The sequence below is a fragment of the Sinorhizobium sp. KGO-5 genome, assembly GCF_036245905.1.
Classification (GTDB): domain Bacteria; phylum Pseudomonadota; class Alphaproteobacteria; order Rhizobiales; family Rhizobiaceae; genus Sinorhizobium; species Sinorhizobium meliloti_A.
Map to the genome: position 1 here is coordinate 24805 of NZ_BDIZ01000004.1, position 21799 is coordinate 46603.

Consider the following 21799-nt stretch of genomic DNA (forward strand, 5'->3'; position numbering starts at 1 on the left):
GTGGCTCACCGCAGCTTCAGCGTGGAGAGGCCGACCATTGCGAGGATCACTGCGATGATCCAGAAACGGATCACCACCTGGCTTTCCGTCCAGCCTTTCTTCTCGAAGTGATGGTGGATCGGCGCCATCAGGAATACGCGATGCCCGGTGCGCTTGAACCAGAAGACCTGGATGATGACCGACAGCGTCTCGATGACGAAGAGCCCGCCGATGATGACCATGACGATCTCGTGCTTGGTCGCGACGGCCACGGTGCCGATCAGGCCGCCGAGCGCAAGCGAACCCGTATCGCCCATGAAAATCGCAGCAGGCGGTGCGTTGAACCACAGGAAGCCGAGCCCCGCGCCGATCACGGCGCCGAGGATCACCGCGAGTTCGCCGGTGCCGGGCACGAAATGGATCTGCAGGTAATTGGCGAAGACGGCGTTACCGGCAAGATAGGCGATCAGCCCGAATGCGGCCGACGCGATCATGACGGGAACGATCGCGAGCCCGTCGAGACCGTCGGTCAGGTTTACGGAATTTCCGGCGCCGACGATGACGAACCCGCCGAACAGCACGAAGAAATATCCGAGATTGAGCATCAGGTCCTTGAAGAAGGGAAAGGTCACCGACGAGCCGAAGGTGGAACCCGCCGCCCCCGCGGAAAGCGCCGCCTGCATCATGAAGAAGACGGCAACGGCGGCGATCACGAACTCGATGCCGAGCCGTGCCTTGCCGGAGAAGCCCTTTTCCGACTGCTTCGTCACCTTCAGATAGTCGTCGTAGAAGCCTATCGCGCCGAACCCGAGCGTCACCAGAAGCGTCGATACGACGTAGATGCTGGATAGATCGGCCCAGAGCAGCGACGACACCACGATGCCGGTCAGGATCATCAACCCGCCCATGGTCGGGGTCCCTGCCTTCTTGAAGTGCGTCTGGGGGCCGTCCGCACGGATCGGCTGGCCCTTGCCCTGGCGGATGCGCAACGATGCGATCATGGCGGGGCCGAACAGGAACACGATCAAGGCAGAGGTGAAGAGAGCCGCCCCCGTACGGAAGGTGATGTAGCGAAAGAGATTGAAGAATTGAAAGTGGTCCGCCAGTTCCACAAGCCAGATCAGCATAAGGGACCTTTCCCCCAGAAGTTTATAATCGGACATCGTCCAACAGAATCATCTGCCAGAAGATACCCGCTTGCGTTCGACTATGTTAGGCCATTTCCCCTGGCCGAAGGCCGTATCCACCAGCACTGCGGCGCCGCGCACCCTTTCGGGCGTACAAGAGCCGCCGCAGCGCTTTCAGTAGCCGCATGTTCTTCCGCAGACCGGTTCCGGGTTCGAGGAAACATGCAGCGATGGCAACGTCCCTATACTTCCCCTGCTCCGGCCGTCTCCTGCGGATAGGCATCGAGAAGCGCCTGGACGATCTTTGCGCAACCGGTGCCCTTCGAAGACTTGACCATCACGACGTCGCCGGCCGCGACAGCTCCGAGCGCGTAGCCCGTGAGATCATCCACCCGGTCCCGATGGACGACGGATACCTCCGGCGGCAGGGCGTCGCGCAGATGGGCCATCTCTGGTCCGGCCAGCCAGACATCGGCAATACCCGCCTCGACAATGGGTCTCGCAAGCGCCGCATGAACCGCCGCCGAATGCTCGCCCATTTCCAGCATGTCGCCGAGAACGGCAATGCGTCGCCCGCCGGGTAACGGCTCTGCATCGCGCAGAAGCGAGATCGCCGCCCGCATCGAGGCGGGATTGGCGTTGTAGCTTTCGTCGATCACGGTGAGGTGCCCGGTGCCGATCCTGAGGTGATGCCGCAGCCCCCGGCCCTTTTCCGGCTGCATCGTCGCAAACGACGCGGCGACGCGATCGGTATCCGCGCCTGCCAGCGTCGCCGCGGCGATCGCCGCCAAGGCGTTCTCGGCAATATGGCGCCCGGGTGCCCCGATCGCTACCTCAAGCGTTCTGCCTCCGACGGCGGCCCAGAGCACCGAGCTTTCCGCTCCCCCGGCAAACTCGGCCAGACGGAACTCCGATCTCGGATTTGCGCCGAAGGAATGGACATGGCTGACCCCCGCCGCCGCAGCCGCCCTTTCGAGGAGCTCGTATTGCGCGCTGTCGCGATTGATGACCGCATGGCCGCCATTGACCACGCCTTCGAAGATCTCGGCCTTGGCGGCCGCAATCTCGTCCAGGCTCGTGAAATTGCCCAGATGGGCGGCGGCAATGCTGGTCACGACCGCGACATGCGGGCGGACCATCCGTGTCAGCGGCAGAATTTCGCCCGCATGGTTCATTCCGATCTCGAAGACCCCGAAATCGGTCGTCTCCGGCATGCGCGCAAGCGTCAGCGGCACGCCCCAGTGATTGTTGAAGGACGCCACGGAGGCGTGGACCCGACCGAGGGGCGACAGCACGTGCCTCAGCATCTCCTTCGTGGTGGTCTTGCCCACCGATCCCGTGACGGCGATGATTTTCGCCGCGCTGCGGTCGCGGGCGGCGCAACCGAGCCGGATCATCGCCTCCAGCACGTCGTCAACGACGATCATCGGGGCGGTCAGGCGCCCCAGCGCCGGGAGTTTCGCTTCGCTGACGACCAGGAGCGCGGCTCCGTTTGCAAGCGCGATCCCGGCATAGTCGTGGCCGTCGACGCGATCGCCTCTGATCGCGAAAAAGGCCTCGCCATCGCCGATCGTGCGGCTGTCGATCGAAATGCCGGTGATCCCTTCGGGCAGGTTCCCGACCGGGCGGCCGTTCATGGCGGCCAGAAGATCGCTGCTTGTCCAGAGCCAGTTCAAATCAAAGACCTCCCAGTGCCTTGCGGACCTCCGCGTGGTCGGAAAAAGGCAGCGTCACCGAACCGACCGTCTGCCCCTCTTCATGCCCTTTTCCGGCAACGATCAGCGTATCGCCGGTCTTCAGCATTCCGACGGCCGCACGGATCGCCTCGGCGCGATCGCCGATTTCCGTAGCCCCCTTGGCCGCAGCCATGATCTCGGCACGGATCACTTCCGGTACTTCCGAGCGCGGATTGTCGTCGGTGACGATCACGACATCGGCGAGGCGGCTGGCAATCTCTCCCATGATCGGGCGCTTGCCCTTGTCCCGGTCGCCGCCGCATCCGAAAACCACCACGACCCGGCCGGTGGTAAAGGGACGCACGGACTCCAGTACGTTTGCGAGTGCGTCCGGCTTGTGGGCGTAGTCCACATAGGCGAGTGCGCCGTCTTTCGTCTGTCCGACGAGCTCCAGCCGCCCCGAAGCGCCCTGCAGCCTCTCCAGCGCCGAGAATGCCGCCTTTGCGGTGATCCCGGTGGACATTGCGAGCCCCGCGGCAACGAGCGCGTTGGCGATCTGGAAATCACCGGCAAGCGGCACGTGAATTTCGTAGATGTCGTCGCCGACATGCACCTCCGCCGACTGCTTGTGGCGGAAATGCTCGACGCGCTTCAGCGCGATGAAATCGCCATTGCGCCCGACGGTGCGCACATCGTGGCCGGCCTTGCGAGCGGCAGCGATCGCCTCGGCGGACCATTGGTCGTCCGCGAAGATCACCGCCGGCGAACCTTTCGGCAGGAGCGCCCCGAAGAGGCGCATCTTGGAGGCCATGTAGTGTTCGACCGTCGGATGGTAATCCATGTGATCGCGGCCGAGATTGGTAAAGGCGGCGGCCGCGAGGTTGACCCCGTCCAGCCGGCACTGGTCCAGGCCGTGGCTCGAAGCCTCCATTGCCGCATGGGTCACGCCCTCATCGGCAAGTTCGGCAAGCAGCTTATGCAGGGATACCGGGTCGGGGGTCGTCAGCGAGCCGTATTCGGTGCGGCCGGGCGCCACCACTCCCGTGGTGCCGATCATCGCCGCCGAGAAGCCGCTATGCGCCCAGATCTGCCGGGTGAAGGAGGCAACGGACGTCTTTCCCGCCGTGCCCGTGACCGCCACCATCGTCTCCGGCTGGCGCTCGTAGAAGCTGGATGCCGCCTTTGCCAGGAACCTTCGCGGTTCCGAGATCGCAAAGACGGGCGCACCCGCTTCCGCCTGGGCGCCTTTTCCGGCAACGACCGCCGAGGCTCCGCGAGACAGCGCATCCGCTATGTAAGCAGCCCCGTCAGCCTTCGATCCGGCAACGGCGACGAAGAGATCGCCGGGCTTGACCTGCCGGCTGTCGGCCGTGATGCCGCCGATCTCGATGGTTGCGGCGTCGCCCTTGAGCTGCGCCGAAAGTTCCGGGAAATTCGATCCCGCCAGATCCGTGATCTTCATGAACTGCACGTCTCACATCGATATGAACCAACAGCGCCGTGCGTCTTTTCAGACGCGCAAAGGTCGCCGTAACACTTTGAATGCAGCATGGTATGGTCCTTGAATCGACTCCGGTTCACGGAGCCATGCAGCGGAATCGCGAATCCTCCGCCTTTCATTTCACGGTCAATAAGACACAAGCAAGGCAGAACCGTCTTGTCCGAATTTCGGCTCCACGCCGAGCAGCGGAGCGGAGCGGCTGATGATGTCGCGCACCATCGGGGCGGCATTCGAACCGGCCGTGCGGCCCCCGCCTTCGCCGGTCTTGGGCGCGTCGATGAAGGTCAGCACCATGTATTTGGGATCGTCGATCGGAAACGCCGCAAGGAAGGCATTGAAGTTCAGGTCGCTGGCATAGCGGCCGTTGACGACCTTGTCGGCCGTGCCGGTCTTGCCGCCGACATTGAAACCCGGAACGAGCGCCCGCTTGCCCGAACCCGCGATGCCGTTCCAGCGAAGCAGATAGCGCATGTCTTCACTGGTGCTCTTCTTGACCACTGCGCTCGCAAGTTCGCTCGCTTTTTCCTCGCTGCGCGGCAGGAAGGTCGGCGGGATGAGTTTGCCGCCATTGACCAGCGCGGCACCTGCGACCGCCGTCTGCAGCGGCGTCGTCGAAACGCCGTGGCCGAAGGAGATCGTGATCGAGTTGATCTTCTTCCACTCGCGCGGCTGGCTTGGCGCCTTTACTTCCGGCAGTTCGGTCGGAAGCCTCGTCAGCAGGCCTATCCGGGTGAGGAACTCCTTGTGGCCCGGAATGCCGATCAGGTCGGCGATCTTGGCGGTGCCGATATTCGAGGAATACTGGAAGATTTCCGGCACCGTCAGTACGCGGCGCTTGCCGTGGAAGTCCTTGATCGTGAATCCGCCGATGCGGATCGGCGCGGTCGCATCGAAACTGTCGTTGAGCGTCACCTTGCCGGAATCGAGACCCATGGCGATGGTGAAGGTCTTGAAGGTGGAGCCCATCTCGAACGTGCCGTTCGACATGCGGTTCATCCAGCCCTCTTCGGCGCCTTCCGCGGGCCTGTTCGGGTCGTAATCCGGCACGGAAGCCATGGCCAGCACTTCGCCGGTATGGACGTCGAGGACGACGGCACCGGCGGCAATCGCCTGGTAGTTCTTCATGCCTGCGTCGATGACGTCGCGCACGATGTTCTGCACGCGCACGTCGATCGAAAGCCTGACCGGTTCGAGCTTGGCATCGCTGGTCATTCCGATCGCCGCAAGATCGGCGAGACCCTGCTCGTCTATGTAACGCTCCATACCGGCGACGCCGCGGTTGTCGATGTTGACGTGACCGAGGATGTGGGCGGCAGTCGGCCCTCCCGGATAGAAGCGCCGTTTCTCCGGGCGGAAGCCGATGCCGGGAATGCCGAGCGCGAGGATTTCGCTCTGCTGCTTCGGCGTCAGTTGCCGGCGCAACCATTGAAAGCGCGAATTCGACTTGAGCTTGTTGTAGATTTCGCGCGCGTTGAGATCGGGAAGCACCGTCGCCAATCGCTCCACCGCCTCGTCGGCATCGACGATCTTGTGCGGCTCCGCATAGAGCGAGACGGTACGGATATCGGTTGCGAGAACCTCGCCGTTGCGGTCGAGAATGTCCGGCCGCGAGGCCATGAGACTATCGGCGCGGCCGATCGAGGAGACCGTTTCCGGTTGCGCGAGACCATATTGGACGAGGCGTCCTCCGATCGCCGCGTAAACGAGGCCGAAACTGGCGATGATGATCGCGACCCGGCTTTTCGCCCGGCTTGCGCTCTTCTTGCGCGTTCCTTCGAAAGTGACGTTGAGCCCGCTGTCGGCGGGGCGGTTATTGCCGCCCGCCGAAAAATGCGCCTTGCTCTTCAGCACCATGATACGAGAGAGAAACGACATCAGCGCGCCACCGAACCTGTTGCGATATTGTCGGCCTCGATGACGGCGGCGATATTGTCGGCCGCCTGGTCCCTGGCCTTCTTATCCTCTTCCGAAGGAGGCAGATCAGCCCTCAGCATCGGCAGCTCCTCCGGCCGCGCCAGCTGCGTCGAGGGGGTCGGCGCGAGTTGCAGATCGGCTGCAAAGACGGTCACCAGCCTCTCCAGCCGGTTCGGCTGGGTCAGAAGCGCCCAGTCGGCCTTGAGCAGATCGATCGTGTCCTCTTCGAGCTTTATCGCTGCGTCGAGCCTGCGCACCTCTTCGAGCTTGTTCTCGGCCTTATGCTTGATCGTGTAGGTGACCGTCGCGGCCGCCGTCATGATGACGATCAGGACAATATCGAGCGTTCTGAGCATCGTCTTCTAGCCCCCCAGCCTTGCAAGGCTCGCCAGTTCCGGCAGATTGAAAATCGAAAGATCGGCGCCCGGCGACGGAGCCTCGGTGCGGACACCCGCTCTCAGCTTCGCGGACCGGGCACGAGGATTGCGGGACGCCTCCTCCTCGCTTGCCGCAACCATAGGCTTGCCGACTGGAGTGAAGGTTGCGGCGCGCGCCGTCACCAGCGGCAGATGGCGGGAGCCGCCCGCCTTGCCGGACCGATCCTGGAAGAACGTTTTTACAATTCGATCCTCGAGCGAATGAAAGGTAACGACGACGAGCCGGCCGCCAGGTTTCAGAGCCCGTTCGGCCGCAAACAGGGCGTGGGCGAGCTCGCCCAGCTCGTCATTGACGAAGATGCGCAGCGCCTGGAAAACGCGCGTTGCGGGGTGAATTTTGTCCTTGGCCTTGCGCGGCGTAACCGTCTCGATGAGATTTGCGAGGTCGCGGGTGGTCTCGAACGGCGTCTCGGCGCGGCGCTTTTCGATGGCACGCGCAATCCGCCCCGCCTGCTTTTCCTCTCCGAGGAAGCCGAAGATGCGGATGAGGTCCGACACCTTCGCTCGATTGACGACATCGGCGGCGGAGACGCCGGCGGCCGACATGCGCATGTCGAGCGGCCCCTTCTTCTGAAAGGAGAAGCCACGCTCCGCCTCGTCGATCTGCATGGAAGAGACGCCGATATCGAGCACGACGCCGTCGAGCCCCTGTGCCGGCGCATGCTCGGCCAGATCGGAAAAACGGGAATGAACGAGCTTCAGCCGCCCGCCGCTCGCGTGCATCATGGATTGCCCCGCGGCGATCGCCGTCGGATCGCGGTCGAGCGCGATGACGTCGGCACCGGCATCGAGAATGGCGGAGGCGTAGCCGCCGGCGCCGAAAGTGCCGTCGAGAACGATCTTGCCGGGAGCGGGATCCAGAGCCGCGAGAACTTCCTTCAGGAGGACGGGAATGTGACGAACCGGTCCGCCGTCGGCATCAGAAGTTCCGCCGCCTTGATCCGTCACCATCCCGCCTCTCCATTCTATTGTGAACGCAGCCCCCGTTGCTTGCGCCCTTCTCTGGCCTCCGCCTGCGCCCTCGCAAACGCCTGCGGATCCCAGAGCTGAAAATGATCGCCCCGCCCGACGAAGGTCACGTCGTTCGAGATGCCGGTGAAGTCGCGGATGAAATCCGTCACCATCAGCCGGCCCTCCGGGTCGAGCTTCACATAGACCCCGCCCCCATGAACAAGGAGCGACATCTCGTTGGCCGCATCCGAAAACGGATCCTCGGCGGCCATCTGCTTCTCGAACCGGTCCAGAAGCTCCGGCCCGCCGACGCTGATCGCCGGAAAGACGAAGTCCTGAAAACAGTATAACTCCCGCACGCCTGCCTCCAAAAGCACGGCGCGGAAGGCCGACGGGACGGAGACCCGCCCCTTGGCATCGATCCGGTTCGTAACATGTGACAAGAAGCGGTTCATGACGCGAAACGGCCGCCTCCGATTGACGGACCACGATCATCGGCCCGCACATACACTCGCACCACCGCGCATGGATCCCCCGCCGGGCACGTGCGTGCCCGCCTGATCTTCCCATCGACGGAAGCCTCGAATTTCGCGATGGAGGGCCATTACACGGCCCTTGCGCAGTACCATTATGGGATAACATGGGACCATATGGGCGTCAATGGGAGAAGCTCGTAACCAGCCTTGCGGATGATCAAATATTGATAGGTTGTTAAGTTTAACAAAGGGTTACGATCCAAACCCTAATGCCTTGGAATCGCGCGCAAAAGCGAGCCACGTCCGTGAGGTGCGGCGAGCCTCGCAGGCGTGATTCGCTGAGTCAGGGAATTGAGGAGACGTGCTTTGCCGCAGTGGCGAAAGCTGCAAAGAAAAAAGCCAGTTGGCCTGTAAGCCGGGTTCTGTATGGCTCCGCCTCCGGAGAGACGAAACGTGGCAGCCATTCATCTGGGGCTGCGCTTGCGCGCAGCCTCGTGCAACCCACCCGGACGACGCGCCTGGAAACCGGCTGGGCGCTTGCGCGCCCGTGTCGTCCCTATTCGGTCTTGCTCCCGGTGGGGTTTGCCGTGCCGTCCATGTCGCCATGTCCGCGGTGGGCTCTTACCCCACCCTTTCACCCTTACTCCGCAAGCGGAGCGGTCTGCTTTCTGTGGCACTTTCCCTGGGGTCGCCCCCGCCGGACGTTATCCGGCACCGTGTTTCCGTGGAGCCCGGACTTTCCTCGCCCCGCGGCCTTTCGGCACTTGCGAGGCGCGGCTGCCCGGCCAACTGGCAGAGGCTCATTAAACGACCGGGACGGCAAGCGCCAGAGAAATCGGCACTGCCGCGCGGCCCGGCGGTTACTTAGCGATACGCGACCGCGAAGTCCGTTTCGTACCCGTCCGCCTCGAGCCGGCCGTCCGCCACCAGCACCGCGCCAAGCCTGCCGATCTCGTCGGAGCTCTTGGCAGCCTGGCCGTTGCCGCCTGTGAGCACGGCGATGCGGTCGCTCACGAAACCGATATAAGGATAGCCGTGTCGCGTGAACGCCGTGACGCAGGGCGAATAATGCGTCGAAACGGGTCTCAAGGCGGGGATCGTCTCGGCGAGCAGTCCGCGCATGTGTTCGGCCGCTTCCGCGTTTGCACCGCTTCGGAACCAGTCCCTGATCGCCCGCTCGCTCGCAAGGATCCTATCGGTCGGATCGCCGCCGATCTTTACGTAGTGTTTGCCATCGGCATAGGCAACCGGCGGCAACAGGTAATAGCTTCTCTCCTGCTCCGGCGCGACGCCGATCAGCGACGGCATGCCTTCATAGAAGGAAAGATCATCCGCGCCCACCTCCGCAAAAAGCACGGTGCGCGCCTTTACCGCAAGGTCGAGCGGCCGCGGAAGAAGCGCCTGCGAAAGCGAGAAGCCGCCTGCGGCGACCAGGGCGCGGCCGGCCCGTACCAGGTGGCCGTCGATCGTGCCGACCACCACGTGATCCGGACCGTCTTCGACCGAGATCACCTCCGAGCGGATCACCCGTGCACCCGATTTCTCGGCCGCGATCGTTTGCGCCCGGACGAGCGAGCGTGGATTTATGTAGCCTGCGCCGCTTGCCTCGTGAACTCCGGCATAGCCTTGCGGGAAGCGGAACCAGGGAAACCGCCCGGCAAGGTCGTCGCCAAGGATCAGCGGTGCCTCGACGCCGAGCCTGTCGCGGGCACGCTCGACATTCTCGAGATAATCGAACGCGCCGCCGGGAGCTGGGGCCGCGATCAGACAGCCGACGGGAAAATAGAATTCGACGCCGCTTTCCTGTGCAATTTCCGGATACCGATCGATCGAGCGCCGGGCCAGACGCGCCCAGACCGGGTCGTCGTCGATCGTACGGGTGATGCGGGCATTGTCGTAATGACTGGCGAAAACGCCGCCGTGGTTCGCCCAGTCCTCCGGCTCATCGGGGCCGATAAGCGCGACGCCGGCGCCCGCCCTCGCAAGGTGACGCGCCGCTGCGGCGCCCATCATCCCCTTGCCAATGATAACGAAATCAACGCTCTCCGACATGCCCTTCCCCGATATTCGCTTCGCGACCGAGATAGCACGCCGTTCAGGCTTTCGCACCGAATTCCTTCGGACAATCAACAATATGCCGGAACGCAATACCCACCCGGCGTATGTCTTACAGCGTCACATGCGATAGATCACAACCAGTCCAGGATGTTCTTGACTTTACCGCAATAGCGCTTCGAAACGGGGTTCATTCGCTTCGCGGCGTGGCCGGCATTGTATTTGAGGATGGTGCCGCAGGTCGTCCCGTCCGAAAGCTCCTGCGCCTTCGCCAGGTACTTCATCCCGAATTTGATATTGGTCTCAGGCTCGTAGAGGTCTTTGATCGAGCCGGTATAGCCCATCATCCGGGCCGTGGCCGGCTTGATCTGCATCAGGCCGACTTCGCCGGCGCTTCCGCGAGCCTTGGCATTGAAGTTGCTCTCGACCTCGACGATCGCGTGAGCGAGGTCGGCGGGAATGCCGTATTGCTTGGCATAGGACTGGATGAGGATCGTATATTGGGATCCGCGCGGCAAAGTCAGGTCGGGTTTCGGATAACCCGTCGTTCTGCTTACCGACGGAATTGCAGAAGTCTTGACGGTTTTGTCGATGCCCCCTGCATACGACGTACCAATCCCGGCGAAGAACATGCCAAGGCATGCCGCCACCGCAGCAACAGACGCTATTCTCATTTAGTTTGAAGTCTCCGGTCTGGGGAACCGATCGCGCGGCGCACCCCACCGCGACGATCGAATTTCCCGATCGTTTTCATTGACAAGAGTGCCGCGCCCGGCGCCACATCCCCTGCAGTTGATGCAACGGAAATGACCGGCGCATCATGGTAAACATGTGGCAGCACGAGAAAATCGTGCACGAAAATCAATCAGACGCTAATTTAGGGCGGACAAAAATCGCTTTTCAGGCGGCCGGAATCGGCAATGTCGAAAGCAGGCGGTGCAACGTATCGATGGTGGAAACGTCGGCGATGCCGTCCACTCGCGATTGTCGGAAATGGCGCTGGAACGCAGCGACCACCCCTTCGGTCTTCGCGCAGAAATCCCCTGTGATTTCAACTCCGTAACCATAAAGCAAAAGCATGGACTGGAGCGCTTCCACGGGCTGGCCCCGGTCGCCGCGCTGGAAGAAGCGGCCGCCCCTCACGGAGGCCGGTTCAACCCAGTGTCCGACCCCGCGACGAAACAGCACATCCCAAGGAAAATTTTCTCCAGGATCAACCTTGCGAATCGGCGCGATATCGCTATGCGCAAGCACCCTCTCCGGGGTGATTTGCCAGCGTTCGCCACAGTCCAGACACAATTCGGCGACTGCCTCGATCTGCGCTTCAGGGAAGTCCGGGAGGCCGCCCGGGTGACCGGCATTGGCAATCTCGATCCCGATGGAACACGAATTGATATCCTTTTCGCCCTTCCAGACGCCCTTGCCCGCGTGCCAGGCCCTGCGTTCTTCCGGCACCAGCTGGGCGATTCGCCCCTCCTCGTCTACGAAATAATGACAGGAGACCTGGCTTTCCTCGCGACAGAGCCAGTCGAGCGCGGACGCCGCCGTCTCCATGCCGGTGTAATGAAGGATGATCATATCCGGCCTGCGCCCGCCGGCGCGCTCACCATGGTTGGGCGAGGGCACGAGATGAGCGCCGGGGAAGTCGCAGGTCTCGGATGTCATGCGGCGCGGCGCTCTCTTTCGATCGCCTCGTAGGCCGCGTTGAGCACGGCCATGCGATCGTTGGCGATCGCGTGGAACTCTTCCGGCACGCCGCGCGCCACGAGCATGTCCGGGTGGTTCTCGGAAACGAGAACGCGATAGCGCTTGCGAATCGCGGAAAAGTCATCCTTCGGCGAAACGCCGAGAACCTGGTAGGGATCGCGGTCGTCGCCATGAACGTGGCGCGCCATGATGCACCCGAAATGATCGTCGTCCATCCTGAATATTTCAGCCACACGCCTCAGGAACGTAAGCTCCTTCTCGTGCACCGCCCCGTCCGATTTCGCGATATGGAACAGGCCGTCGACGATGTCTTCGAGAATCGGGCAATTCCTTTCGCAAGAGGAGCAGAGCGAAGCCATTTTCTCCGCATAGGCCTCGTAACCGGCAACGTCCTGGCGGGCGAGATTGTAAAGCCTGGCGACGTTCCTCGCCTGGTCCGCGGGAAACTTGAAGATGTCGCGAAAGGCGCTCACCTCGGCCTCGTTCACGATGCCGTCGGCCTTCGCCATTTTCGCCGAAAGCGCGATCATGGCGACCGAAAAGGCGACCTTTCGCCGGGTTTCCGGATCTCCTTCGAAGAGCGTCCGGACCGCCTCGACCACTCCCGTAAGGGCGTTACCAGTGGTCGTGACGATTTTGAGGAGGCTGTCCCAAAATGACATGAGTGCGATTGTTCCCTGTCCACCACGCGAGCATGATCTGATGCGGTGGCGATTTGCAAGCGGCAGAGCCGCGTCAACCATCATGGATGACGAATTTGTGATGGCCCCTCAATAATTCATATCGTCACAAATCTCAATCGAATTCCTGGACGGCGCCGTGCGACCTTCAGGCGCAACGCTGCAACCGCGCGGCCGGTTCCCCTTTCTCGTGATCCACAACCCTGTCATTTAATTTCCATCGGATTTGGGTTAGACCACCGCTATCTTTGATCTAAGGCAAGGATTTAGAATGCGGTTGATCTCACGAGCGATCGCTTGATGCCGAAATCCCCAGGAGGACCCCATGGCCAAGAAGAAAGTCGCAATGTTGACGGCAGGCGGGCTCGCGCCCTGCCTCTCATCCGCTGTCGGCGGCCTGATCGAACGCTACACGGACATCGCGCCGGACTATGAGCTCGTGGCCTACCGTTCCGGCTATCAGGGCCTGCTTCTCGCCGACCGGATCGAAATCACGCCGGCCATGCGCGAGAAGGCGCATGTGCTCCACCGCCACGGCGGATCGCCGATCGGCAACAGCCGCGTGAAACTCACGAACACGGCCGACTGCGTGAAGCGCGGCCTCGTCAAGGAAGGGGAGAATCCGCTGCGCGTTGCGGCCGAGAGGCTCGCCTCCGACGGCATCAGCATCCTGCACACGATCGGCGGCGACGATACCAACACCACGGCGGCCGATCTCGCAGCCTATCTCGGAGCCAACGGCTACGATCTGACGGTCGTGGGGCTGCCGAAGACGGTCGACAACGACGTGGTGCCCATCCGCCAGACACTCGGCGCCTGGACGGCGGCCGAATACGGCGCACGCTTCTTCGACCATGTCAGCAACGAACAGAGCGCTGCGCCGCGCACCCTCGTCGTCCATGAAGTCATGGGCCGCCACTGCGGCTGGCTGACCGCGGCAACCGCGCGCGCCTATATCCAGCTGGCCGGCAACAAGGAATATGTCGACGGCTTCATGATGAACGCACAGCTGAAGAACATCGACGGCCTCTACCTTCCCGAGATGGCGTTCGATCTGGAAGCGGAAGCCGAGCGCCTGCGCGAAGTCATGGATCGCGCCGGGTTCGTCACGCTGTTCGTGAGCGAAGGCGCCTGCCTCGATGCCATTGTCGCCGAACGGGAGGCCGCCGGCGAGACGGTCAAGCGCGACGCGTTCGGCCACGTGAAGATCGATACGATCAACGTCGGCAACTGGTTCTCCAAGCAGTTCGCGGCGCTCCTCGGCGCCGAGCGGTCCATGGTGCAGAAGTCCGGCTACTATGCCCGCTCCGCCCCCGCCAATGTCGACGATCTGCGACTCATCCAGAGCATGGTCGATCTGGCGGTCGAGAGCGCGCTCAACAAGGTCTCCGGCGTGACGGGTCACGACGAGGACCAGGGCGGGCGGCTGCGCACGATCGAGTTCCCGCGCATCAAGGGCGGAAAGCATTTCGACACGTCCGCGAAATGGTTCGGCGAGGTCATGGATGTCGTCGGTCAGAAATGGCAGGTGGCCGACTGATGAAGGACGAGGAACGGTTCGCTGTTTTCTGAAACGGCGAACCGCTTCTCACCGGAGGCTTTCGGCTCGAGAGGAGTTGACGGCTGCCCGCCGGCATGGCTCCCTCCTCTTCAGCAGCCATTCAACCGCGGAGCCCACTCATGTCCTTCGAACACTGGTTCGCCTTCGCCGCCGCATCTGCGGTGCTGCTTGCGATTCCCGGCCCCACGATCCTTCTCGTCATATCCTATGCGCTCGGCCACGGCCGCAAGATCGCGGGGGCGACCGTGGCTGGTGTGGCTCTTGGCGATTTCACCGCAATGACGGCGTCGATGCTCGGCCTCGGTGCCCTGCTTGCAACCTCGGCGGCGATTTTCACCGTGCTGAAGTGGGTCGGCGCCGCCTATCTCGTCTGGCTCGGCATCAAGCTCTGGAAGGCGCCGGTCGGCAACGACAGCGGGAGCACCCTTGAAACGAGTCCTGCAGAAAGGCCGCTGCGGATCTTCGTTCACACCTATGCGGTGACCGCACTCAACCCGAAGAGCATTCTCTTCTTCGTCGCCTTCCTGCCCCAGTTCCTCGATCTGTCGCGGCCGCTTTTCGCGCAGATGGCGATCTTCGAGACGACATTCCTGATACTCGCCACGATCAACGCGGCGCTTTATGCCTGGCTTGCTGCCGCGGCCGGAAGCACCATCCGCAAGCCGAATGTCCGGCGCATCGTCAATCGCCTCGGTGGTTCGCTGCTCATCGGCGCCGGCCTGCTGACGGCGGGTCTGAAGCGCGCCACGACGTGACATGAGCAGTCTCTGAAATGCTCTCACGCGCTTGCCGCAACCGGCGGCATAGGTTAATGGAGATTCAAGCGCGGCGGGGTGGCAACCGCTGATTTGCAGGGGCTACGGGGCCCAGAAGCACGAAAGTGACAGCATGGCGAAATTCCGTATTCCCCTTTCGAAGCGGGCACTTGCCGCCGTGTCCCTTGTTTCCGTCGCTGTTGCTTCCGGGTGTTCCACGGTCGAGCATACGTCGCTTGCGGAGTTAACGGCCGTGCAGACCGTTACGCCACTGCCGAAGCCGGGAACGGAGACGACGGCTTACGCACTGCCCGCGCCGGTCGGCGCAACGGCGAGCACCTCGGCCGCATTGACCGCACAAACCTCGTCGGCGGCGCCGGCAAGCGCCGCAGGAACTGATTTCGCTGGCGAAACGAAGACGGCGCCCGCGACAGACACGACCCTCGCTTTCGCGGCTCCCCAGTCGGTCGCCGTGCCGGCGGCCAAACCCGCGCAGCCCTTTGAAGTAGCGATGGCGACACCCGCCTCGGCAGGCACCTCCCCGGCAGCCGCGCCGCCGGTCCCCGAGAAAGGCGCCGGGCATCAGTCCGCCCCGCTTATCGGGGTTGCCGCCTCGTGGGAATCGGATTTCGACACCGGCGAGCCGGTCGGTCTGGAAACGCTTGTCGCCAAGCGCATGATCGTTCCGACGGAGCGCCCGAAGACGGGCGTGTTCGGCACCGCAGTCGGCGCGGTCGCAAGCGTCATCCCCGATTCGCTGAAGTCCGGAAAAGCACCGACCAGCTCGCGGCCGGAGCTTGACAGGCTGATCAAATATTATGCCGAACTGAACGGTCTGCCGCTCGAGCTGGTGCACCGAGTGGTCAGGCGCGAGAGCAACTACAACCCCCGCGCCTACAGCAAAGGCAATTTCGGGTTGATGCAGATCCGCTATAACACGGCCAAGGGTCTCGGCTATGAGGGCCCGGCCGAAGGGCTCTTCGACGCGGAAACCAACCTCAAATACGCGACCAAGTATCTGCGCGGAGCGTGGATGGTTGCCGACAACCAGCACGACGGCGCGGTAAGGCTCTATGCCAGCGGCTATTATTACCATGCCAAGCGCAAGGGCATGCTCGACGAGCTGAATATGAGGTAAGCCGCGCCGAGCGGCTGGCCTGTCTGCCGGACATCGCTCAATCGAGCGCGTCGATTATCCTCGCATTCAGCTTCTGCACATCGTAGCCGAGGCGCGACGGTGTCAGTCCCAGGCGGACGACCGCGAGGCGAAGCGAGGGGACGATCATGATCGCCTGCCCGTCATGTCCAAGCATCCAGAACGTGTCGGGCGGGAAATTCGCCGTTCCGGCGCGGATACCGTTTTCCTTGAGCCAGACCTGGCCGGCCCCGTAGTCGCCGCCGGAAGCCGCAGTCGGCGTGCGCATGAAGGATACGTAACCTTCCGGCAGGAGCCGCCTCCCCTTCCAGCTTCCGTCCTGAAGCAGAAACTCCGCGAAGCGCGCCCAGTCCGGCGCCGACGCATACATGTAGGAAGAGCCGACGAAGGTTCCGCTTGCATCCGTCTCCATCACGGCGCTCGTCATCCCGAGGGGAGCGAAGAGCGCCTCGCGCGGATAGGAAAGCGCTTCGGCCGGATCGTCGAATGTCTCCATCCAGAGCCGGGACAGAAGATTGCTCGTGCCGCTCGAATAGGCGAATTTCGTGCCCGGAGCCGCCTCCAGAGGCTTCGAGGCGACGAAGCCGGCCATGTCGCTTTCCAGATAGAGCATGCGCGTCACGTCCGTGACGTCGCCGTAATCCTCGTTGAAATCGAGCCCGCTCTGCATCGCGAGAAGATCGGTCAGCTTGATGCGAGCTCGCTCGTCGCCGTTCCATTCGGTCACCAGATCGGTCCGGGCCAGATCCATCCGCCCTTCGGCAATGCGCCGGCCGATGATCGCCGCCGTCACGGACTTCGTCATGGACCAGCCGAGCAGGGGCGTGTTCCGGTCGAAGCCCGCCGCATAGGTTTCCGCGACCAGCCTGCCATCCCTGACGACCACGATTGCGCGCATGCCCGGACCTGCCAGTGCCGGATCTTCGACAAGCATTTGAATGGCCGCGTCGATGTCCGGCTTGTCCCCGTCCGGCCAGTCGACGCCAGGATCGTGGGCGAGAGGCGCCGTCGCCGACTCGGTCCCGCGCATCCCCGCGATGGCCTCGGCGCTGCCTCCGCTCACATTGGCGCAACCGCTGCCCGGACGGTAGACGGCGCGGCCGGGTGCGGCAAAGCCCAGGATACGCGCCGTCACGCTCTGCTCTTCCCGATCGACCGAAACGCGCACGAGCTTCAGCAGCGGGTGCCCGGGCGCCTGCACGTCCTGCGCCAGCACTTCCTGCGGATCGCGTCCGGCGAGGAACACGTTGGAGCAGACGATCTTGGCGGCATAGCCGTCTCCCACCTTGAGGAGTTCAGGCGGAAACAGCGCCAGCCAACCGACGAGGCCCACGAGCGCGGCCGCCCCCAGTCCGCCAAGCGCCTTCAGAAGACCCTTCATTCTCGCCCTCCCGCTCTTCGCATAAGTGCTACTGCGCTTTCGCCCGTCTGACCAGTCGGATGAGTGGCAATACCCGAATCCCTGCGAGCCCCTGTGCGAAACCTCGTCATCAAAGTGTAGCCGAGTCACCTTAGAAGCGGCTCAGTTTCAACTGGACGATAGGCAAGATGACCGACTTCGCCCCGGATGCCGGCTTCGGCAAGAAGAATCCGAAACTGAAAAGCGCACTCCTGCAGCATAAACCGCTCTCCCCCGCCGGTCTCTCCGAACGCCTGTTCGGTCTGCTCTTTTCCGGACTCGTCTACCCGCAGATCTGGGAGGATCCGATTGTCGACATGGAAGCGATGCAGATCCGCCCCGGACATCGGATCGTGACGATCGGTTCCGGCGGCTGCAACATGCTGACCTACCTCTCGGCCGCGCCTGCCCGGATAGACGTGGTCGATCTCAATCCCCATCACATCGCGCTCAACCGGCTGAAGCTTTCGGCCTTTCGCCACCTGCCGAACCACAAGGACGTGGTGCGGTTCCTCGCCGTCGAAGGTACGCGCACGAATGGCCAGGCTTACGACGTGTTCCTCGCTCCGAAGCTCGATCCGGCAACCCGCGCCTATTGGAACGGCCGGGATATCACCGGCCGCCGGCGCATCGGCGTCTTCGGGCGCAACATTTACCGTACCGGCCTGCTCGGCCGCTTCATTGCCGCGAGCCATGTTCTCGCACGGCTGCATGGCGTCAATCCTGAAGACTTCGCAAAGGCGCGCTCCATGCGCGAGCAGCGGCAGTTCTTCGACGACAAGCTCGCTCCGCTCTTCGAGCGTCCGGTCATCCGGTGGATCACCAGCCGCAAGAGCTCCCTTTTCGGCCTCGGCATCCCGCCGCAGCAGTTCGACGAACTCGCGAGCCTGAGCAGGGAGAAATCCGTCGCCGCGGTGCTGCGCAATCGCCTGGAAAAGCTGACCTGTCATTTCCCCTTGCGCGATAACTACTTCGCCTGGCAGGCCTTTGCGCGGCGCTACCCGCGGCCGGACGAGGGCGAGTTGCCGCCTTATCTTCAGGCATCGCGATACGAAGCGATTCGCCACAATGCGGAGCGCGTCGAGATCCACCATGCGAGCTTCACCGAGCTTCTCGCCGGCAAGCCCGCCGCCTCCGTCGACCGCTACGTGCTCCTCGACGCACAGGACTGGATGACCGACCAGCAGCTGAACGATCTCTGGACGGAGATCACCCGCACCGCCGACGTCGGCGCGGCGGTGATCTTCCGCACGGCGGCGGAAGCGAGCATCCTGCCGGGGCGCCTCTCCACCACGCTCCTCGATCAGTGGCACTACGATGCCGAGAGCTCGATGAGGCTCGGCGCCGAGGACCGGTCGGCGATCTATGGCGGCTTCCACATCTACCGGAAGAAAGCATGAGCGCCGTGCAGACTGTGAATGAAAGCCAGGCTCACCTCATGGACCGCATGTATCGCTATCAGCGGTACATCTATGATTTCACGCGCAAATACTATCTCTTCGGCCGTGACACGCTGATCCGTGAATTGAACCCGCCGCCGGGTGCATCCGTGCTGGAAGTCGGTTGCGGCACGGGCCGCAATCTCGCCGTGCTCGGGGAACTCTACCCCGGTGCGCGCCTCTTCGGCCTCGATATCTCGGCCGAAATGCTGGCGACCGCCAAAGCCAAGCTCCGGCGCCAAAATCGGGCGGACGCAGTGTTGCGGGTCGCCGACGCGACGAACTTCACCGCCGCCTCCTTCGATCAGGAAGGTTTCGACCGGATCGTCATCTCCTACGCCCTTTCCATGGTTCCCGAATGGGAAAAGGCGGTCGACGCCGCGATTGCCGCGCTCAAGCCGGGCGGCTCGCTGCATATCGTCGATTTCGGCCAGCAGGAAGGTTGGCCGGCCGGCTTCCGCCGCCTCCTCCAAGCCTGGCTCGGACGTTTCCACGTCACGCCGCGCGAATCGCTTTTCGACGCGATGCGCAAAAGGGCCGAGAGAGACGGAGCGGCGCTCGAGGTCAGATCGCTCGGACGAGATTATGCCTGGCTCGCCGTCTATCGCCGCGCGGCACCGTAGCGGACGATGGCGGAAAGCATTCGGCTGCAATTCCCACTTGAGCTAACGCAATTTTTACGATGATATGGTGAAAAGGAGGTCACGCCTCCCTGGGGGACATCACCAATCATGGAAACCATCGCGTGAGGCAGGATCGTCGTTCGTCTCGAAACGGAACCCCCATGCGCCGGCTTCTCCTGGCATTGCTGCCCATCGCCTCCATTCTCTCTTCCTGTACCTCCACCGATTACGACCTCGTCAAGACGGCCTCCATTCAGCCGCGCTTCCACGATACGGATCCGCAGGATTTCGGCGGCCGCACGCCGCACCATCACAGCGTTCACGGAATCGACGTCTCCAAGTGGAACGGCGACATCGATTGGCGAAAGGTCAAGAATTCCGGCGTGTCCTTCGCGTTCATCAAGGCAACCGAAGGCAAGGACCGGGTGGACTCGCGCTTCCACGAATATTGGCAGCAGGCGCGCGCCGTCGGCCTCGCCTACGCGCCCTATCATTTCTATTATTTCTGCTCCACCGCCGACGCCCAGGCCGACTGGTTCATTGCCAACGTGCCGAAGAGCGCCGTCCACCTGCCGCCCGTCCTGGATGTCGAATGGAACGGCGAATCGAAGACCTGCCGCTACCGGCCGGCGCCGGACACCGTGCGGTCCGAAATGAAGCGGTTCATGGACCGGCTCGAGGCCCATTACGGCAAACGGCCGATCATCTACACGTCCGTCGACTTTCACCGCGACAATCTGGTCGGCGCCTTCAACGACTATCATTTCTGGGTGCGCTCGGTAGCCAAGCACCCAAAGGACATCTACGTCGAACGCCGCTGGGCCTTTTGGCAATATACCAGCACCGGCGTGATCCCCGGCATTCAGGGCAGCACGGACATCAACGCCTTCGCCGGTTCCACTAGGAACTGGCAGAAGTGGGTCGCGACCGTCTCGCAGGCAAGATAGACCGGAGGACGGGGCGGCATGGTCCGCATTTTCTTCATTCGGTCATAATGCTCTGAGAGAGCATCGATAGATTTCATTCTCGACAGACTTCGGGCCCGGCGGCATTCCGTGCGGCCGGCCACGGAAAGGAATTGTAATGACAGGCACAGCGCGCAAAGCCCTTCTCTCCCTCGGATTCCTTGCCATCGCCGGCACGCCGGCCCTGGCGCAAGCTCCGGCTCAGTCGGGAAACCCAGCCGCCGCGTGCGGCGGCGACCTCGGCTCCTTTCTGGAGGGCGTCAAGGCCGAAGCGGTCGCCAAGGGCATTCCCGCAGACGTCGCCGATCGGGCCCTCGCAGGCGCCGCGATCGACCAGAAGGTGCTCAGCCGCGACCGCACCCAGGGCGTGTTCAAGCAGACCTTCACCGAATTTTCGAAGCGAACCGTCAGCAAGTCGCGCCTCGACATCGGTGCGCAGAAGATGCGGGAATATGCCGACGTCTTTGACCGGGCCGAGCAGGAATTCGGCATACCGGCGCCCGTGATCACCGCATTCTGGGCGATGGAAACCGACTTCGGCGCCGTGCAGGGCGATTTCAATACGCGCAACGCGCTGGTGACGCTGGCGCATGACTGCCGCCGCCCGGAAATGTTCCGGCCGCAGCTTCTCGCTGCAATCGAGATGGTGCAGCACGGCGATCTCGATCCCGCGACGACCACGGGCGCATGGGCGGGCGAGATCGGCCAGGTACAGATGCTGCCTGAGGACATCATCGCCTATGGCGTCGACGGCGACGGCGACGGCCATGTCAATCTCAAGAAGAGTTCTCCGGATGCCATTCTGACGGCGGCGAAATTCATCCAGAGCCTGGGCTTCAAGCGCGGCGAGCCGTGGATTCAGGAGGTCCGCGTCCCGGAGCAACTGCCTTGGGAGAAGACGGGCCTGCAGTCCGGCATGACCGCCGGCGACTGGTTCGCACTCGGTGTCACGCCGCGTGACGGCAACACCTCCAACAGTGGGCTCGAAGCCTCGCTGGTTCTCCCTCAAGGCCGCAAAGGCGCCGCTTTCCTGACCTACCCGAACTTCAAGATCTATCTCGAGTGGAATCAGTCCTTCATCTACACGACCTCCGCCGCCTATTTCGCGACCCGGCTTGCCGGTGCGCCTCCCTATCAGCAGGGCAATCCGGAACCGGGGCTCGGCGACGCCGAGATGAAAGCCCTGCAGACCAGATTGCAGGCGCTTGGTCATGACGTCGGCAAGATCGACGGCATTCTCGGCTCGGGCACGCGGGCCGCACTGCAGAAGGAGCAGTTGAAGCTCGGCCTTCCCGCCGACGGCTGGGCAACACCGGGCCTGCTGGAGGCGCTTTAACCTTTGGCAGGACGCAAGAAGCGGGTGGCGACACCCGCTTCGCCGCAATACTGCTTGCGCAA

19 protein-coding genes and 1 other RNA gene are annotated in these 21799 nt (G+C 63.0%); 7 read left to right on the plus strand and 13 right to left on the minus strand.

Translation table 11 applies throughout. The annotated features are described in order from the left end of the window. Positions 1-5: 5 nt before the first annotated feature. From mraY to BHD07_RS18555, 12 genes are all read right to left on the minus strand, one after another. Positions 6-1106: a phospho-N-acetylmuramoyl-pentapeptide-transferase gene (gene mraY / locus BHD07_RS18500; RefSeq protein ID WP_018095458.1), complete on the minus strand. Its 1101-nt coding sequence runs from the start codon at positions 1104-1106 to the stop codon at positions 6-8. Positions 1107-1348: 242 nt separating this feature from the next. Next, a complete protein-coding gene (locus tag BHD07_RS18505) occupies positions 1349-2782 on the minus strand; it encodes a UDP-N-acetylmuramoylalanyl-D-glutamyl-2,6-diaminopimelate--D-alanyl-D-alanine ligase (RefSeq protein ID WP_338282376.1) in 1434 nt (477 codons plus the stop codon). Position 2783: 1 nt separating this feature from the next. Beyond that, complete coding sequence (locus BHD07_RS18510; protein ID WP_338282378.1) at positions 2784-4244, minus strand: UDP-N-acetylmuramoyl-L-alanyl-D-glutamate--2,6-diaminopimelate ligase; 1461 nt, start codon at positions 4242-4244, stop codon at positions 2784-2786. 165 nt (positions 4245-4409) lie between these two features. Beyond that, positions 4410-6158: a peptidoglycan D,D-transpeptidase FtsI family protein gene (locus tag BHD07_RS18515; protein ID WP_018095461.1), complete on the minus strand. Its 1749-nt coding sequence runs from the start codon at positions 6156-6158 to the stop codon at positions 4410-4412. Then, positions 6158-6553: a cell division protein FtsL gene (gene ftsL, locus BHD07_RS18520; RefSeq protein ID WP_127712415.1), complete on the minus strand. Its 396-nt coding sequence runs from the start codon at positions 6551-6553 to the stop codon at positions 6158-6160. The genes BHD07_RS18515 and ftsL overlap by 1 nt, the downstream gene beginning before the upstream one ends. Before the next feature lie 6 nt (positions 6554-6559). Continuing rightward, complete coding sequence (rsmH, locus tag BHD07_RS18525) at positions 6560-7585, minus strand: 16S rRNA (cytosine(1402)-N(4))-methyltransferase RsmH (RefSeq protein WP_100671701.1); 1026 nt, start codon at positions 7583-7585, stop codon at positions 6560-6562. Between the two features lie 14 nt (positions 7586-7599). After that, a complete protein-coding gene (gene mraZ, locus BHD07_RS18530) occupies positions 7600-8040 on the minus strand; it encodes a division/cell wall cluster transcriptional repressor MraZ (RefSeq protein ID WP_018095464.1) in 441 nt (146 codons plus the stop codon). Between the two features lie 416 nt (positions 8041-8456). Beyond that, positions 8457-8854, minus strand: an RNA gene (rnpB, locus tag BHD07_RS18535) — RNase P RNA component class A. A 71-nt stretch (positions 8855-8925) separates the two neighbouring features. Continuing rightward, positions 8926-10113, minus strand: coding sequence for an NAD(P)/FAD-dependent oxidoreductase (locus BHD07_RS18540; RefSeq protein ID WP_338282381.1), 1188 nt, complete (start codon positions 10111-10113; stop codon positions 8926-8928). A 137-nt stretch (positions 10114-10250) separates the two neighbouring features. Continuing rightward, positions 10251-10790 (minus strand): lytic transglycosylase domain-containing protein, encoded by a 540-nt coding sequence (locus BHD07_RS18545; RefSeq protein WP_100671704.1) that lies wholly within the window; start codon positions 10788-10790, stop codon positions 10251-10253. A gap of 226 nt (positions 10791-11016) precedes the next feature. After that, positions 11017-11781, minus strand: a complete 765-nt coding sequence (locus BHD07_RS18550; protein ID WP_338282384.1) for an N-acetylmuramoyl-L-alanine amidase — start codon at positions 11779-11781, stop codon at positions 11017-11019. Further along, on the minus strand, positions 11778-12485 hold the full coding sequence (locus tag BHD07_RS18555; protein ID WP_338282386.1) for a DnaJ family molecular chaperone: 708 nt from the start codon (positions 12483-12485) through the stop codon (positions 11778-11780). Before BHD07_RS18555 ends, BHD07_RS18550 begins: the two co-directional genes overlap by 4 nt. Positions 12486-12828: 343 nt before the next feature. Between BHD07_RS18555 and BHD07_RS18560 the strand changes: the two genes are divergently transcribed. The 3 genes from BHD07_RS18560 to BHD07_RS18570 all read left to right on the plus strand — a co-directional run bounded on the left by BHD07_RS18560 (position 12829) and on the right by BHD07_RS18570 (position 15957). Next, complete coding sequence (locus tag BHD07_RS18560; protein ID WP_018095469.1) at positions 12829-14043, plus strand: pyrophosphate--fructose-6-phosphate 1-phosphotransferase; 1215 nt, start codon at positions 12829-12831, stop codon at positions 14041-14043. 140 nt (positions 14044-14183) lie between these two features. Beyond that, complete coding sequence (locus BHD07_RS18565) at positions 14184-14819, plus strand: LysE family translocator (RefSeq protein WP_018095470.1); 636 nt, start codon at positions 14184-14186, stop codon at positions 14817-14819. A 133-nt stretch (positions 14820-14952) separates the two neighbouring features. Next, positions 14953-15957 (plus strand): transglycosylase SLT domain-containing protein, encoded by a 1005-nt coding sequence (locus BHD07_RS18570; RefSeq protein WP_338282390.1) that lies wholly within the window; start codon positions 14953-14955, stop codon positions 15955-15957. A gap of 37 nt (positions 15958-15994) precedes the next feature. Here BHD07_RS18570 and BHD07_RS18575 read toward each other — a convergent pair whose 3' ends face one another. Beyond that, the gene (locus BHD07_RS18575) at positions 15995-17356 is read right to left on the minus strand and encodes a serine hydrolase domain-containing protein (protein WP_338282392.1); all 1362 of its coding nucleotides are present in this window, start codon (positions 17354-17356) and stop codon (positions 15995-15997) included. A 167-nt stretch (positions 17357-17523) separates the two neighbouring features. Here BHD07_RS18575 and BHD07_RS18580 point away from each other — a divergent pair, with 167 nt between their 5' ends. The 4 genes from BHD07_RS18580 to BHD07_RS18595 all read left to right on the plus strand — a co-directional run bounded on the left by BHD07_RS18580 (position 17524) and on the right by BHD07_RS18595 (position 21737). Further along, a complete protein-coding gene (locus tag BHD07_RS18580) occupies positions 17524-18774 on the plus strand; it encodes a DUF3419 family protein (RefSeq protein ID WP_338282393.1) in 1251 nt (416 codons plus the stop codon). Next, a complete protein-coding gene (locus BHD07_RS18585; RefSeq protein WP_338282395.1) occupies positions 18771-19436 on the plus strand; it encodes a class I SAM-dependent methyltransferase in 666 nt (221 codons plus the stop codon). The genes BHD07_RS18580 and BHD07_RS18585 overlap by 4 nt, the downstream gene beginning before the upstream one ends. Before the next feature lie 161 nt (positions 19437-19597). Next, positions 19598-20383: a glycoside hydrolase family 25 protein gene (locus tag BHD07_RS18590; protein ID WP_338282398.1), complete on the plus strand. Its 786-nt coding sequence runs from the start codon at positions 19598-19600 to the stop codon at positions 20381-20383. A 136-nt stretch (positions 20384-20519) separates the two neighbouring features. Next, positions 20520-21737, plus strand: coding sequence for a lytic murein transglycosylase (locus tag BHD07_RS18595; RefSeq protein WP_338282399.1), 1218 nt, complete (start codon positions 20520-20522; stop codon positions 21735-21737). Positions 21738-21799 lie beyond the last annotated feature (62 nt).